The organism is Psychrilyobacter piezotolerans, assembly GCF_003391055.1.
Classification (GTDB): domain Bacteria; phylum Fusobacteriota; class Fusobacteriia; order Fusobacteriales; family Fusobacteriaceae; genus Psychrilyobacter; species Psychrilyobacter piezotolerans.
The window spans coordinates 35,989-51,444 of record NZ_QUAJ01000008.1 but is presented as its reverse complement, the minus strand read 5'-3'; the positions used below and the strand labels follow the sequence as shown (position 1 = coordinate 51,444).

The following is a 15,456-nucleotide window of genomic DNA, read 5'->3' as shown; positions in this document are numbered from 1 at the left end:
TTATTGACCCTGCCTAGATAGAATAGAAAAAAGGAACTAAGACAGGGACTAATCCCGACAATAAAATTCCGTTGATAAATGCTATCACAACGGTTTCCGGGTTGGTGTATTTAGAGATTATAGGAAGTGTAGAATCCATGGAAGTGGCTCCTGCAGGAGCTATAGCGGTGTAGTCGTTTAAATATTTTGCAATGAATGGTATAGAAACCACAGTGATGAGTTCCCGGAAGATATTGGTTAAAAAGGCTATGGTGCCTATCTCCGCGCTATGCAATTGTGTGAGGATAATACCGGAAAGGCTGTACCATCCGAAACCAGAGGAAATAGCCATACTTAAGTTTTTAGGCATATGAAAGATATAGCCGGTGATAAGTCCTCCTATTAAACTCCCTGCAATTATAGAAGTTGGAATTATTAAAATAATTAAACTATGTTTTTTTAGATCCTTAAAAATATGCTTATTTAATCCTATGTCTATTCCTACACAAAATATTAAAAAATAAAGTGCTGAATCTATAAGGATATCGATGTGCTGGGTAAAAGATTCAGAAATGAAAAAATATCCTCCTAAAATACCTGTTATCACAGAAGCAACTATAGATAATGTCATTAATTATTCCTCCCTTTAATTATTATTCTGCTCATGAAAAATACCAAAATGATACTGAATAGGGAAGTGAGAACGGCAAAAACAAGGGAAATACCGCCTATTTCCTTTAAATTACCGAGCAATGACCGGTTGATCCCAATGGTAATCCCAATGGCAAACAATAAAAGAATTACTCCTAAATGCTGAAATGTTGCATTAAATTTTTTCATCTTATCGGAAAATTTCACCGTAGAACCTATTAAAATGCCTAAGATTAATGATATTAATATGTTTTGCATGGACTCACTCTCCTAATTATAGTGATGCAGGGCCTATTTCAGGATCGCATCATAGATTTTATTTTTGTATATTTTCAATTCTTTGGAAGACAGGGTTCGTTCAGATTTTGGGAAATCAATGGTGAGAACCTCTTCTATAACAGTTGGTTTTTTAGAAAATATAATCACTTCATCTGCCATGAGGAGGATCTCATCTATATCGTGACTTATCATGATGAGAGTTTTTGAGTATTTTTCCAAAAGGGAGATGATCAGATCGATCAATTTTATTTTCAGGGAAAAATCCAGAGATTTTAAAGATTCATCCATCAGTATCAACTCTGTATCGTATAGAAAAGCACGGGCTATTGCAACCCTTTGTTTTTCCCCTCCGCTTAAATTTTTAACCAGATGGTCTGCCTTGTGGGGGATGTGCAGAAGTTCCAGGATATAAAGTATTTTTTCTTCTGTAGCTCCTGGAATGATATTCAAATTTTCTTTTACACTTTCCCAGGGGAGGAGTCTGTCCTCCTGGAATATATAACCTACATTTTCAAAATTTTTAATGACCTCCCCCGAATGATTTATTTCTATTCCGGCGATAATATTAAAGAGGCTGGTTTTCCCTCCTCCAGAGGGGCCTAAGATTGCAGTGACCTTATTTTTTTTAAATTTATATGTGATCTTATCCAGGATTTTTTCCCCATGGAAGGTGAGGGAAAGATCTTTTAATTCAATCATAAGTACCTCCTGAATCTGTTTTTTAAAGATGTTAAAATTGTTTTTGAAATGAGGAAACTGAGAACATATATTATCAGGGTCCATCCTAAAATTGTATCTGTTTCTATATTGAGCCATCCGATGTTTAAACCATTTCCAATTCCACTGCCGACCCTTGAGATAACCTCTGCCATGACGATCACCTTAAATGAAGACCCAAGGATGATCTCGGTGGCAGGGAGAAGGAATCTGATAAGGGAAGGAAGCTGTATCTTATAAAAACGGTCTTTTTTTGAAATATTATATATACTTGCCATCTCCAATATTTTTTTATCGATCCCCTCCATCCCGCTGACGACATTTAAGACCAGGATAGGGATGGCATTGATACAAATTATGAAGATTGGTATATATCTGCTGTCAAACCAGATTAATGCCAGTAAAATCCATGAAATTATAGGAGTACTCTGCATAAAAAGTAATCCAGGCTGGATAAGGATCTTAAGGTTTTTAGAAGAAACTATTCCAAAAGCCAAAAAAATCCCTATAAGGTAAGTCAGGATAAGGGAAGCTCCCAGCCGACTCAGGGTAATCAGGATCTCATTATAATTATTCTGCAATAAAAATAATGAGGTATAGAAAACCCGTAAAGGAGAAGGTAAAATTATAGGAGATACCTTAGCTGAGATCCCGGCCCATAAAAATAAAAATATGATCATGGGAATCAATTTTTTTTTCATCTGTTCTCTCCTAAAATTTTTATATATTCTTTTACCAGTTTATCTCCTTTTTTTCCATCGATAAGGGTTAAATTCATATATTTGATAGATTCTTCATATCCTTTCTTACTGAGATTAATATTAAAATTAACCTGAGCCAGGTCTATAAATTCATCGGGATTTTTTTTAAGATCTTTCAGGTTTTTTTTATACTCATCTATAAAATTTTCTATCTCTTTAGAATGAGTTTTACTGTATTTGCTGGTTGTATAGAGCCCTACCTGGGGGATTCCAGAAAGGGAAGTTAATTTTCTCCATTCGTCCCTGTATACGATGGTTCTGATCAGTTTAGAATTTTTTTCAAGAACCAAGGTAGCCATTGGTTCAGGCAGGACAGCATTGTCGCCTTTTTGAAGGATCATCAATTTAGCTATCTCTGGAGTGGATCTGTAGGTGATCTTAGGAGCTATATTATTTTTTTTAAACAGGAATTTTGAAATTATATCGGGGGATGAACCCTGAGCTCCAATTAGGATGTTCTCACCATCCAAATCTCTTATATTCTCTATTTTTTTATTTGATATTATGGAGATGAGCCCCTGGCTGGTTACCCCCAGTAGTTTTAATTCAAGGCCTTTATTTTTTAAATTTTCGCCCAGGTTAGTGGGGATAACATAGATTCCATCTTGGTTTTTAATGATCTTAGGAATAATTTCTGTATGGACATCCTGATAATAATGGATTTTGACTTCATCTTTCATAGGTAACATAGGGATGCTGGGTGGGGCTTTTGGGGTATAGATATCCATGGAAAAACTGCTTATGGAGATAGCCAGGCTCAGTAAGGCTGTTATTTTTATTTTTTTTCTTATCATTTTTTTTACTCCTAATTTAAATTTTTAAAATCATAAAAAAGCAACATGACGTTGCATCCAGATAAGAATAATCTAGAATTTCATAATTTTTAAGTGTCATTCACCGGCAGAAATCCTGGTGTAATTTCCTAAATCATAAAAAAGTGGTAGAGATATCTACCACTTTGATATTTAAAATATATATATATATATCGTAACTTATATCTGTTCTTTGTGGTTTTTTCTTAATTTTGCCAATTCGCCTAACCAATATTCATCGGTATTAGCAGTTCTTCGACAAGATTCACGGGCAACATTTAAAATTATCTTGCTAAATAATTTAGTATTTTTGCTGTGCAGGGAGTAAAGTGCAGATTTAGAAAATACAAGTAATTTCACATCTGTTATAGCAATAGCAGAGGCAATATATTTGAAGATACCAATAAGTTCCGTTTCACCAAATAAATTTCCTTCCTTAAATCTAACTAATTCTACCTCTGTTTCATCTAGTTGCTTAACAATTTTAATTTCACCACTTTGAATAATAAAGATATTATTTGGTGATTCTCCCTGGGTGAAAACGGCCTCTCCTTTTTTAAAGGAAGCTGTAGTCAGCATAGGGATAAGACATTCCAGTTCTCCGGCAGTCAACCCGCCAAAGAGTGATATTTTATTTAACATAGAAAAAATCAATTGTTTTTCCTTGTAAGTTACTTCAGGTTTAGATTTTTTTGTATTCATAGTGATAATTAAAACTCCCTTACATTTTTGATTTTAAACTTTTTTTTCTATATAGGCAATGATCTCATGAAGCAGCTCTTTCTTATGGTGATCAGTGACCTCGGTTGAATATGATTCCAATTCTTTTATATCTGATTCTGCCTCTTCTTTTGCAATGGTATCATAAACACGATCTAATTCTATGTGTAATTCATGTATAACAGTATCGTGTAATTTTAAAAATGTACCCACTTCCTCGGCTCTTTCATACATAGACAATTCTTTTATAATTCGATCAACTCTTGGATTCATACAGTTCCCCCCTTATATTTTGATTAATATTAGTTTACTATATAATGTATAAAATACCCAAATTTATTTTATTTCTTGAATTGTATAATTAATTGCAACTATCCTTTTATTTACAGAAATCTAGATTAACCATTTTTTTATGCAAAATTGTCGTAAAAAATATCTTTTATGCCGTTGTCATTGAGAACATTAATACAAGCCCCTATCATCCCCGGACTTCCGCAAAGAAATCCTTCCTTGTGTTTAGAAGGAGTAATTTTAGATTTTAAATATTTATCCAGAACATCAGTAATCAAACCTTGTTCACCATCCCAATTCTCATCAGGTGAACAATCTGATAGTGCAGGAATAAAATGAAAGTTAGGCCATTTTTTTTCCATTTCTTGAAATTCTTTAAGTAAAAATAAATCTTTTGTAGTTCTGGCTCCAAAAAAATACCAAACTTCTCTATCAATTTCACCTTTTTCTAACATGTCATGGAATATAGACTTAAATGGAGCCATACCAGATCCTCCAGCAATACAAATCATTACAGATTCACAATCTGATTTTTCAAATTCACCAAAAGGTCCTATTAATCTTAATTTATCCCCTACTTTCATATACTTATGAACCCATGTGGTAGCTATTCCGTCTGGAACCAGCCGAATTAACATAGCAACCTTATTTCTTTCTGAAGGTTTAGAAGAAATAGAATAAGCCCTTTGAGTGGATTCTTTTATTTTTCCATATGGAGGAACAACTAATTGAATATATCTTCCAGAAACAAAATCTATAGACTCATCTCCTATAGATACGATAACTTCTTTGATATCATAGGTTAAATCATTGATTTCTTCAACAATGCCGGAGAATTCTCTGGCGTTGAATAATTCTTCCGGGATATATACATCCAGGTTTTTTTTTACCTTGATTTGGCATGCCAATCTTGTATTGTTATTGATTTCTTCAATGGATAAATAAGGTTTTTCAGTGGGAAGGACAGGGCCTATATCTGTGGAAATTTTACACTTACAAGCTCCGCAAGATCCCCTTCCTCCACAACCAGAGGGAAGAAAAACTCCTTCTGAAGATAAAGTTGTCAGGAGTTTGTCTCCCCCTTTTACATCTAGCACTTTTTTACCTTTATTAATATTAATTTCTACATCTCCATAGTTATTGACATGTTTGTCTAAGATAGAGATAGTGAGAGCAAGTGCGCTAGCAAGAAGTGCAACGATAATTGGTGCAATTAAAAATTCCATAAACACTCCCCCTTTTATTGAACTATGAGCATACCGGAGAACCCTATAAATGCCATGGCCATGAACCCAATTGTTATCAGGGTTATTCCTGCTCCTTTTAAACCTTCAGGGACAGGAGCTTTTAAAACTTTTTTTTGTATAGCTGCTAAGGAAACGATAGCAAGCCACCATCCCAGACCAGAACCAAAAGCAAAAACAATACTCTGTAGAAATGAATAACCTCTAATCTCCATAAATAAAGCAACTCCTAAAATAGCACAATTAACAGTTATTAATGGTAAGAAAATACCTAAAGCCATATAAAGGGCAGGAGAAAAACGGTCGATAACCATCTCTAAAACCTGGACGGTAGCCGCGATAATTATGATAAAAACAATAAACCTGAGATATAAAAGATCAAAAGGTATTAATATATATCTGTATACAACCCAATTTATAGCAGTTGTAATAGTCAGAACTGCAGTAACAGACATTCCAAGACCGTTGGCAGAATCCATATCTTTAGATATTGATATAAAGCTGCACAACCCTAAGAAATTAGCTAATAAAATATTACTGGTAAGTATTGAAGCGAGTAACAAAACCAATGGATTAATATCTGGTGCCATGTAAAACCTCCTATTTTGAACTTTCTTTTGAAAGTTTTATGTTATTGATTATCCAAATAACACCGCCTAAGATAAAAAATGCACTTGGAGCCATAATCATTATTGTCCAAGTTTTGAATCCTTCCGGCATGATTTGAATCCCAAATAGTGAGCCAAAACCAAATAATTCCCTGATAAAAGCTATAGCCATTAGAACCCACATATATCCTATCCCTGTTGTAAAACCATCCCAAAGAGAGATTAGAGGCTTATTTGAACGAGCAAAAGCTTCGGCTCTTCCCATGATAATGCAATTAGTAATAATTAAACCTACATATGGGCCAAGAGATTTACTGATGTCTGGCAGAAAGGCTCTCAGCAATAAATCTACTATAATAACAAAGAAAGAAATTATAAGAGTTTGTATGATCATACGAACTTTACCAGGAATGAAATGTTTTATGCTGGCCACACTAAAATTAGTCAATCCAGCAACAAACACTACAGAAATACTCATTATAAGTGTATTTGTTAAATTATTAGTAACTGCTAATGTCGAGCAAATCCCAAGGATTTGAACAAAAACAGGATTATCATCCCATAAATTATCCTTTAATATGTCTTTATATTTATTCATTCCCTGCCTCCTCTCTCAGACTTTTTATCTTTTGATTTATCATAACTTCTATAGAGTGGCTGGTTCTGGTAGCTCCAACAATTCCATCTACGATTCCATCGTTAGAATTATAATTTCCATCTCCATTACCCTGTATCACTTTAATATTGTTTTTACTAACAGCTTCTCCTTTAAATTGGCTCAAAAACCACTCCTCTTCAATCCGCCCGCCTAAACCAGGAGTTTCATTATGAGAAATAATGTCTATACCTATTATAGTTTTTAAATTTTTATCCATGGCGATAATTCCATTTACTGTACCCCAAAGAGCTTTCCCGGAGAATTTGCTGACCAATATATCTTTTCCATCAATTTTTGCTGTCATAGTTTCATTGGTAGGAAGTTCTAAATTAAAGATCGATTTAAATTGTTCCTGAACCCCTTGATCTGTAAGCTGTACACCGGCAGCTTTTAAAATAGAAGAAATTTCATAATTTCTGTTATATTGAGAAACTCTATTTTTAGTACCAAGATGGGTCAAAGTCAGGAAAAAGACCAGGATAAAAGTAATAATAAATGAAAAAACAGCAGTATAGGTCATTGAATTTTTTTCCATCTATACCCCCCTTTTAATTTTCCAATAGTTTCATCAAATAATGGAGCAAACATATTTCCTAATAAAATGGCAAAACTGGTCCCTTCAAGAAAAAGAGAATAAGTTCGGATTAGTGAAGTAAAGACTCCAATGAGAAGGCCGTATAAAATTAATGAACTATTTTTTTTAGGTGAAGACACAGGGTCGGTAACCATAAATACAGCAAGAAACAGAATACTTCCAGAGAATAAACTGTAAATAGGGTTAGCTCCTCCTAAATTCATAAAATAAAGGATCGACTGCATAATTAAAAATCCAATTATAGTAGAAATAGATGACCTGTAACTTGCAGTTTTAGTAGATATTAAATAAACAAAAGCAATAAAAATGAGGATTATCGACCCTTCCCCAATAGACCCGCTCTTGAAACCGGTAAATAAATTTAAAAGGGGAGGCAGTTCACCATTCTTTAACATTGCAAGGGGGGTTGCCCCTGCAAAACCATCAAGAGATCTTGGATTTAACCATTGATTAACTGTATTTGGAAAAGAAATATAAATAAACAATCTGCCTGCAATGGCTGGATTAAAAATATTTCTTCCAAAACCACCATAAACCATCTTTCCAAAAGCAATTCCAAATATAATTCCAATTCCTACAATCCACAATGGAACCAAGGGCGGCATAGAAAGGGCATAAAGGGAACAAGTAACAAGAACAGCTTCACTTACTTTCTGCTTTGTTTTTCGAACGAATAACCATTCGGTAAATATACCCAAGGTAAAAGTAATGATAAAAATTCCTATACTTTTAAAACCATATAAAAATATTGAAAAAACTAAAAGAGGGGCAAGAGAAATAAGAACCTTTCTCATAACTGCTTGTTTTTGAAACATATTTTTAACCTCCAGAGTAACTTATTTTTCCTACGCTGATAATACTCAAATAAATTTAGGTAAGAGACAGTATGATATATAATACCAATTTTAAAAAAGAAGTCCTCTAAAAAGATAGAAATCACCTTTTTTTATTATCTAAGAAATTAAAAAAGCAAACCTTGTTAATGATTTTCAATAAAATCATATTTGAAGTTCAAAGCTAACGTTCTAATTGATGGGTTTTTAGAAATATTTTTTCTTATCTTGATATGCTATCTTTGTAAAATACCGATATAATTCTACCTGTCATTTATTCCTCCTAATTTATAATTACAACTTTACAGTATATCTTTAATCCAATTTTTATTTTCATTTTTTCCTAATAGTTTTGTTGTTATAAAGATTAATATAAAACAATTTATTATTATGATAAACTGAGGTCTGATCCACTTAGATATTTCTCCTATTACAAGGTTTCCTATGGGAATTAATAGTCCTGAAATAAAAAATACTATACCAAAAAATCTTCCCTGCATATCTTTTGGAACTGCCTCTTGAAATCCTGAAGTTAAAGGAACATTTACCATTGTATTTATAACTCCAAGTGAAAACCTTAAAAATGAATATACTATAAAAAATAAAGGTATATTCCTTAAAAATATCAGTGAGAAAATTCCTATTCCCATTATTAAAATTGATTCAATATTTATAAGAGTTGATATTCTAGCTTTCTGGCTTTTAAAAATAATAAATGAAGCTCCTACTATGGCTCCAGCCATACCCAGTGAACTACCTATTCCATATTGAGCTTTAGTCAATAAATTGATTTGGAGTGTAAGGTATGGAAAAATTATAACAAACATTGGAGTCATAAATAAGTTGAGTAACATTATGGTTATGACAAAGTTTTTTAATTTTTTATTTGAAAATATAAAATCTATCACTTCTTTTAAATTTTCTATAAAATTATTAGATATCATCTTAGTTTCCTCATGGATATAATCAATAAATATTTCAATAGTTCCTGACAATAAAAAAGTTACTCCATTTACTAGAAATATTCCACTGAGCCCCCATTTAATATAGATAAAGGTCCCCAATATAGGACTGATTAAAAACGATGTGTTATCTAATATACTTTTGCAACTATTTCCTTTTTCAAATAGTTTTTTATCTACAATTCTTGAAAAAATTGAAGAGGTAGACAGATCAAATATTTTTTCTATTAATAATGAGATTGTTAGTATCAATCCTAAATTAAATAGGCTCAAGTCGCCTATAAAGAATAAACTAATGAATAAAACTCCTTGTATGTAGTCAGTAATCACCATTATATGCTTTTTATTATTTGTCTCTACATAGCTCCCAACAAATGGCGATGCTAAGAGTGCTGGTATTGCCATTAGAGCTACAAATGTTCCTAACTTTGATACAGAATTTGTCTCATCTAAAATATATAGCGGTAAAGCTATTTGTAATAAACCTGTTCCTACCATTGAACTAAAACGACCTAATAAAAATATAATTAAATTTTTTATGTTTGCCTCCTTGTTAATTAAACAATAAATCTCCTATTTTATTCTTTATAAATTTTTTATAAAAAATAAACCTTTTCCACTTTTCAGTTTTAAATTTTTTAATATTTCTTTAATTCCATCACAATCAATAGTAAAAAAAAGTATAAAAAAAGCCTATCTAGGGGGATCCTAAATAGACTTAAATTTAATTTCTTAAACTCATAACTATTGAAGCAACCTAAACTCTTCTATTATTTTTTCCTTACCTCTTTTAAATTCATCATCATTACCGCCTCCTTGTTTTTAAATTCCTAACTTAATAATATACTTATACTCCATTATTAAGTTAGTGTCAATATAAAATCGGTATAATTTTATACTTTAATTTACTATAAATGTTAGGAAATATTGTTTTTAAAGATTACCTTTGTACATACGCAAGTAGAAATTCATTGCTGTGATTAAAGGAAATTCCTGACTGACTGTAAATAAGATAATAATATCTTTGTTATATATAAGGAGAGGGTCTATGGTGGAAGTACATGATTTAGGATTGACTACCTATGAAAAAGGACAAAAAAAACAGGAAGAAATTTATGAATATGTGTTAAATAATAAGAAAATAGACGGTGTTTTAATATTTTTGGAAGTGGATCCAGTGATTACCACTGCACACTCCTCAGATAGTGACGAAGTGGTAGTTTCAAAAAAAATACTAAATGAAAAAGGAATAAAATGCATAAAAGTAAATAGAGGCGGGAAAACAACTCTTCATGGACCGGGACAGTTGATCTGCTACCCTGTTTTAAATTTGGAAAGATTTGGAAAGGATTTACATAAATACCTAAGAAAATTAGAAGAGGTAGTAATTAATATTTTAAAAGAGTTAAATATTGATAGTGGAAGAAAAGATAGATACACAGGGGTTTGGGTAGGAGAAGAAAAAATTTGTGCCATGGGTATCCATGTAAAAAAATGGGTGACAACCCACGGAATTGCACTAAACAATGATATTGATTTAAGTTTATTCGATTCAATAATTCCATGTGGGATAAAAGATGCCGGAGTGACTTCAATTAAAAAATTAGGAATAGAGATAGACATGGACATTTTAAAAGAAAAATTTGTAGAGAATTTTAACAAAATATTTTATAAAAACTAAATCAAAAAGATCTACTCTTCAACACAAAGAAAAGAGGACACTAAGACACACGAAGAAATTCTAAAATAAAATATACAAAATACAGTATAAAAAGAAAAAAATCTGAGTTAATCTGCAGGAATATTGAGATTTGTAATTTCAAACGATCTCTACCCGATAAGGGCATCACCAAAAAACTATTAGTTTACTTTGTAAACATAGAATATTGAGATAATATCTGACTAAGTTCAACTAGAGAGTTATATTCATAACTTTAAGTTTCAGTTATGCGACAAAAATAAGGTTTTAACCAATAAAAACCTTTGTGTATCTCTTTATCTCATTTCTTAGTGCTGAAGCATCTCTGAGAATCTCAGTATGTTTTGAGTTACAGGAATGCTGATATTGTAATTTCATAACAATCTCATGCATCTGCATAAGTTCAATGACAGAGTTATGTTTATAACTCTAAGTTAATTAGATTTAAAAAAAGGGGGACTAATGGATAAACCTGGGTGGATTAGTAAGAAATTTTATAAAGATAATGAAATGGAAAAACTTTTAGATGAAAATTTATTAAATACTGTTTGTGAAGCTGCTAACTGCCCCAACAAATGGGAGTGTTTCAGGAAAAAAACAGCAACATTTATGATTTTAGGGAACAAATGCACCAGAGCTTGTAGATTTTGTTCTGTAGATAAAAATATAAGGGGAGAAAACCTAAATTCAAATGAACCTGTAAAAATAGCAGAAGTAGTTAAGAAAATAAGACTGAAACATGTTGTAATAACTTCTGTAACCAGGGATGATTTAGAAGATGAAGGGGCCATACATTTTAAGAGAACCATAGAAGAAATAAGAAGAATATCAGATGCTACCATAGAGGTACTCATCCCTGATTTTAATGGGAAAAAAGAATTGATAGATATAGTTATAGATGCTAAACCAGAGGTAATAAGTCACAACATAGAAACAGTAGAAAACCTGCATAAAAGGATAAAACCCATAGGAAGTTATGAAAATTCAATAGAATTACTTAATTATGTTAAAGAAAGGGATAAAAACATAATCACTAAAAGTGGGATAATGTTGGGGTTTGGAGAATCCATAGATGAATTAGCGGAATCTATAGAGGACTTAAAGGATATAAATTGCGACATCCTGACAATGGGACAGTATTTACGCCCCAGTGAGAAGCATATAAAAGTTTCTGAGTATATAACAGATGAAAAATTTGTTATGTATAAGAAACTAGCTTTAGAAATTGGGATACCAGTTGTTGAGAGCGGGAGATTTATCAGAAGCTCTTATAATGCCATAGATAGTATAAAAAAATTAATGAAATAGCAGCGAGGGGGAGTTATGATTTTTGAAAACCACAATCCTTTAGAAGGAAAAGTATTCCAGATATTAGATAAGACCGGAAAGATAGTAAATGAAGAATACTATAAAGATATAGATCGCGATCTACTGCTAAAAATGTATAGATGTATGGTTTTGTCCAGGATCCAGGACGAATGGGCATTGAAATTTCAAAGACAGGGGAGAATGTTAACTTTTGCTCCTACACTGGGTCAGGAAGGGTTACAGGTAGCGTCTATGGCTGCATGCAGAGACGATGACTGGTTAGTTCCTGCTTTTAGAAGTAATGCTGCCTGGTTATATAAAGGGTTACCTATGAAAAATATTTTTTTATACTGGTGTGGAAATGAAATGGGAAGTAAGATTCCTGACCATATAAATATGCTGCCTATTGTAGTGCCAATTGGAAGTCAATTTAATCATGCAACGGGAATTGGAATGTCATTTAGATATACTAAAGAGGATAAAGTAGTAGTAACTTATATAGGAGATGGGGGAACTTCTGAGGGTGAATTTTACGAAGGAATAAACTTTGCAGGTGTAGTAAATGCTCCGGTAATATTTATTATTCAAAATAACCAATTTGCTATAAGTACTGGTGTAGAATCCCAGACAAAGGCAAAAACGTTAGCTCAAAAGGGGATTGCAGCAGGAATTCCATCGATAAAAGTTGATGGGAATGACATATTTGCAATGTATTTTGCTACAAAAGAAGCTGTAGAGAATGCAAGATCAGGAAATGGACCAAGTTTAATTGAAGCAGTAACTTATAGACAGGGACCTCATACAACGGCAGATGATCCTACTATCTATAGAAGTGAGGAAAAGCATTTAGATGGGATGTCTAAAGATCCTATTATTAGAACTAAAAACTTTTTAATAGAAAGAGGAATTCTGACTGAAAAAGATGAGAAAACAATTAGAGAAGAATGTAAAAAAACAGTATTTGAAGAATTTGAAAAGGCTGAACAAGAGAATATAACCCCGCTGGAAGATATTTTTAAATATACCTATGAAGAAATGACAGAAAATTTAAAAGAACAATATGAGGAAGCTAAAAAATGGGGGGGGAATTAATGGAGGCTTTAAATAATATAGAGGCACTGAACCAGGCTTTGGATCAAATGATGGAAAAAGATGAAAAAATAGTTATCTATGGTGAAGATGCAGGTTTTGAAGGGGGAGTATTCAGGGCAACGAAAGGACTTCAAGCCAAGTATGGAAAGGATAGATGTTTTGACTCCCCTTTAACAGAGGCGGGGATAATAGGATCGGGAATAGGGATGGCAATAAATGGTATGAAACCGGTTTTAGAAATACAGTTTCAAGGGTTTCTATTCCCGGGATTAAACCAATTGTTAGTCCATGGAGCCAGGTATAGAAACAGATCAAGGGGAAGATTCACAGTCCCAATGGTTGTAAGAATGCCATATGGTGGAGGAATAAGAGCTCTGGAACACCATTCTGAAAGTATAGAGGCAATGTTAGCTCATACGCCAGGGTTAAAAGTTGTGATACCATCAAATCCATATGATACAAAGGGGTTGATGATCTCTGCAATTAAAGATCCGGATCCGGTTGTTTTTTTGGAACCAAAGAGGATATATAGAGCTTTTAAACAGGAAGTTCCCATGGAAATCTATGAAGTTCCTATTGGGAAGGCAAGAATTTTAAAAGAGGGAAATGATATTACTGTAGTCGGATGGGGGGCAATGATCCCGGAAATACAATTGGCAGTAAAGGATTTAGAAGAAGAGGGAATAAGTGTAGAAATAATTGATTTAAGAACTATTTCCCCAATCGATAAAGAAGCAATAGAAAATTCTGTGAAGAAAACAGGAAGATTTTTAGTTGTTCATGAAGCAGTAAAATCATTCGGCGTAGGAGCAGAATTAATCTCAATAGTAAATGAAAAAGCTTTTTTACACTTAGAATGTCCCCCTACCAGATTAACAGGATATGATGTTACGATACCATTAGCAAAGGGAGAAGGACACTTTATGATTAATCCGGAAAAAATCAAATCAAAAGTAAAAGAACTTATAAATTATTAAATAAAGATAGGGGGAGACAATGTTTGAGTTTAAATTTGCTGATATTGGAGAAGGGATCCACCAAGGAAAAGTATTAGATTGTTTTTTTAAAATTGGAGATATGGTAGAAGAAGGGGAAAGTTTATTTTTGGTTGAAACAGATAAAGTAAATGCTGAAATACCTTCACCTGCTAAGGGAATAATTACCGCTATTAATTTTGAGATAAATGATATTATTAATGTAGGAGATGTAGTAGTTGTTATAGATGACGGTAGTTCTGCTGAAGTTATTGAAACTATAACAGAAGAAAAAGAAAAAGCAGAAGCAGAAACAGAAGAAGGAAAAGGAGCAAGTGTAGTGGGAGAAGTAACTGTTTCCAATGAATTAATCCCTGGTTTTCATACAGAAGAAAAGGAAGAGAAAGTAATCAGGAGAAAGTCTTTGGCAACCCCAATAGCCAGGAGAATGGCTAAAGATTTAGAGGTAGATATAAACGAGGTTGAAGGAAGCGGGTTAAATGGAAGAGTAATGAAAGAGGATATCCAAAAATTTCATAATTTAAATAATAAAGCAGAAACAACAAAATCAGTAGTTTTAGAAAATGGTGATGATATAAGGGAAGAGATGTCACTAGTAAGAAAAGCTATCTTTAAAACTGTGAGTATTTCAAAAAAAGAAATTCCTCATACTACCCTGTTTGATGATATAGACTTAGAACAATTAGTAAAATTAAGGGGAGAATTATCAGAAGAAATAGGGGTGAAATTAACCTATATGCCATTTATAATGAAAGCAGTTTATTTAGGGATAAAGAAATATCCTGTATTTAATTCCACCATAGACGGAGAAGAGATAGTTTATAAAAAGCAGGTAAATTTAGGAGTGGCAGTGGATACTGACTATGGGTTGGTAGTTCCTGTATTAAAAGATTTATCCAGTTTAAGTATAATTGAAATAAGCGAAAAATTAAAAGGTTTGAGCAGCAGAGCCAGAGATAAAAAATTATCCATGGAAGATATAACAGGCGGGACATTCACTGTGAGTAATTTTGGAAAATTCGCCAAGGCAGGCACTCCTATAATTAAACATCCAGAAGTGGCTGTACTAGGGATAGGAAGAGTTAAGAAACAGGCTGTAATAATCGATTCGGAAATTCAGATAAGGTCAATCCTACCTGTATCTCTGTCAGTGGACCACAGAATAATAGATGGAGCAGATGGTGGGAGATTTATTGAAGAAGTCAGATCTTACCTGGAAAATCCAAAGTTATTATTATTAAGTTAGGAGGTG

The 15,456-nt window shown here is 32.7% G+C and carries 18 protein-coding genes; 5 read left to right on the top strand and 13 right to left on the bottom strand.

Annotation, left to right across the window (positions count from 1 at the left end; all coding sequences use genetic code 11):
- Positions 1-13 precede the first annotated feature (13 nt).
- The 13 genes from DYH56_RS06055 to DYH56_RS05995 form a co-directional block, all read right to left on the bottom strand.
- Complete coding sequence (locus tag DYH56_RS06055) at positions 14-610, bottom strand: LysO family transporter (protein WP_114641973.1); 597 nt, start codon at positions 608-610, stop codon at positions 14-16.
- The gene (locus DYH56_RS06050) at positions 610-888 is read right to left on the bottom strand and encodes a LysO family transporter (protein ID WP_114641972.1); all 279 of its coding nucleotides are present in this window, start codon (positions 886-888) and stop codon (positions 610-612) included. Before DYH56_RS06050 ends, DYH56_RS06055 begins: the two co-directional genes overlap by 1 nt.
- 33 nt (positions 889-921) lie before the next feature.
- Entirely contained in the window at positions 922-1,608 is a 687-nt protein-coding gene (locus DYH56_RS06045) for an ABC transporter ATP-binding protein (protein ID WP_158539077.1), read from the bottom strand.
- Complete coding sequence (locus DYH56_RS06040) at positions 1,605-2,327, bottom strand: ABC transporter permease (RefSeq protein WP_114641970.1); 723 nt, start codon at positions 2,325-2,327, stop codon at positions 1,605-1,607. The genes DYH56_RS06045 and DYH56_RS06040 overlap by 4 nt, the downstream gene beginning before the upstream one ends.
- Positions 2,324-3,181 (bottom strand): type 2 periplasmic-binding domain-containing protein, encoded by an 858-nt coding sequence (locus DYH56_RS06035; protein WP_114641969.1) that lies wholly within the window; start codon positions 3,179-3,181, stop codon positions 2,324-2,326. Before DYH56_RS06035 ends, DYH56_RS06040 begins: the two co-directional genes overlap by 4 nt.
- A gap of 198 nt (positions 3,182-3,379) precedes the next feature.
- Positions 3,380-3,901 carry a cyclic nucleotide-binding domain-containing protein gene (locus DYH56_RS06030; protein ID WP_114641968.1) on the bottom strand — a complete coding sequence of 174 codons (522 nt, stop codon included), beginning with the start codon at positions 3,899-3,901 and terminating at the stop codon, positions 3,380-3,382.
- Between the two features lie 33 nt (positions 3,902-3,934).
- Positions 3,935-4,192, bottom strand: a complete 258-nt coding sequence (locus tag DYH56_RS06025; RefSeq protein WP_114641967.1) for a hypothetical protein — start codon at positions 4,190-4,192, stop codon at positions 3,935-3,937.
- Positions 4,193-4,329: 137 nt separating this feature from the next.
- Positions 4,330-5,436, bottom strand: a complete 1,107-nt coding sequence (locus DYH56_RS06020; protein WP_114641966.1) for an NADH:ubiquinone reductase (Na(+)-transporting) subunit F — start codon at positions 5,434-5,436, stop codon at positions 4,330-4,332.
- A 14-nt stretch (positions 5,437-5,450) separates the two neighbouring features.
- The gene (locus DYH56_RS06015; RefSeq protein ID WP_114641965.1) at positions 5,451-6,044 is read right to left on the bottom strand and encodes an NADH:ubiquinone reductase (Na(+)-transporting) subunit E; all 594 of its coding nucleotides are present in this window, start codon (positions 6,042-6,044) and stop codon (positions 5,451-5,453) included.
- Between the two features lie 10 nt (positions 6,045-6,054).
- Entirely contained in the window at positions 6,055-6,660 is a 606-nt protein-coding gene (locus tag DYH56_RS06010; protein WP_114641964.1) for an NADH:ubiquinone reductase (Na(+)-transporting) subunit D, read from the bottom strand.
- Positions 6,653-7,255, bottom strand: coding sequence for an FMN-binding protein (locus DYH56_RS06005; RefSeq protein ID WP_114641963.1), 603 nt, complete (start codon positions 7,253-7,255; stop codon positions 6,653-6,655). Before DYH56_RS06005 ends, DYH56_RS06010 begins: the two co-directional genes overlap by 8 nt.
- Entirely contained in the window at positions 7,237-8,130 is an 894-nt protein-coding gene (locus DYH56_RS06000) for an RnfABCDGE type electron transport complex subunit D (protein WP_199532981.1), read from the bottom strand. The genes DYH56_RS06005 and DYH56_RS06000 overlap by 19 nt, the downstream gene beginning before the upstream one ends.
- A 320-nt stretch (positions 8,131-8,450) precedes the next feature.
- Positions 8,451-9,635 carry an MFS transporter gene (locus DYH56_RS05995; RefSeq protein WP_255414683.1) on the bottom strand — a complete coding sequence of 395 codons (1,185 nt, stop codon included), beginning with the start codon at positions 9,633-9,635 and terminating at the stop codon, positions 8,451-8,453.
- Between the two features lie 523 nt (positions 9,636-10,158).
- On the opposite strand from DYH56_RS05995, the gene lipB reads away from it, so the two are divergent.
- From lipB to DYH56_RS05970, 5 genes are all read left to right on the top strand, one after another.
- On the top strand, positions 10,159-10,791 hold the full coding sequence (gene lipB, locus DYH56_RS05990; protein WP_114641960.1) for a lipoyl(octanoyl) transferase LipB: 633 nt from the start codon (positions 10,159-10,161) through the stop codon (positions 10,789-10,791).
- Between the two features lie 480 nt (positions 10,792-11,271).
- Positions 11,272-12,117, top strand: coding sequence for a lipoyl synthase (gene lipA / locus DYH56_RS05985; protein ID WP_114641959.1), 846 nt, complete (start codon positions 11,272-11,274; stop codon positions 12,115-12,117).
- 15 nt (positions 12,118-12,132) lie between these two features.
- Positions 12,133-13,209 (top strand): pyruvate dehydrogenase (acetyl-transferring) E1 component subunit alpha, encoded by a 1,077-nt coding sequence (gene pdhA / locus DYH56_RS05980; RefSeq protein ID WP_114641958.1) that lies wholly within the window; start codon positions 12,133-12,135, stop codon positions 13,207-13,209.
- Positions 13,209-14,186: an alpha-ketoacid dehydrogenase subunit beta gene (locus tag DYH56_RS05975; protein ID WP_114641957.1), complete on the top strand. Its 978-nt coding sequence runs from the start codon at positions 13,209-13,211 to the stop codon at positions 14,184-14,186. The genes pdhA and DYH56_RS05975 overlap by 1 nt, the downstream gene beginning before the upstream one ends.
- A 19-nt stretch (positions 14,187-14,205) precedes the next feature.
- Positions 14,206-15,450 carry a dihydrolipoamide acetyltransferase family protein gene (locus DYH56_RS05970; RefSeq protein ID WP_114641956.1) on the top strand — a complete coding sequence of 415 codons (1,245 nt, stop codon included), beginning with the start codon at positions 14,206-14,208 and terminating at the stop codon, positions 15,448-15,450.
- Positions 15,451-15,456 lie beyond the last annotated feature (6 nt).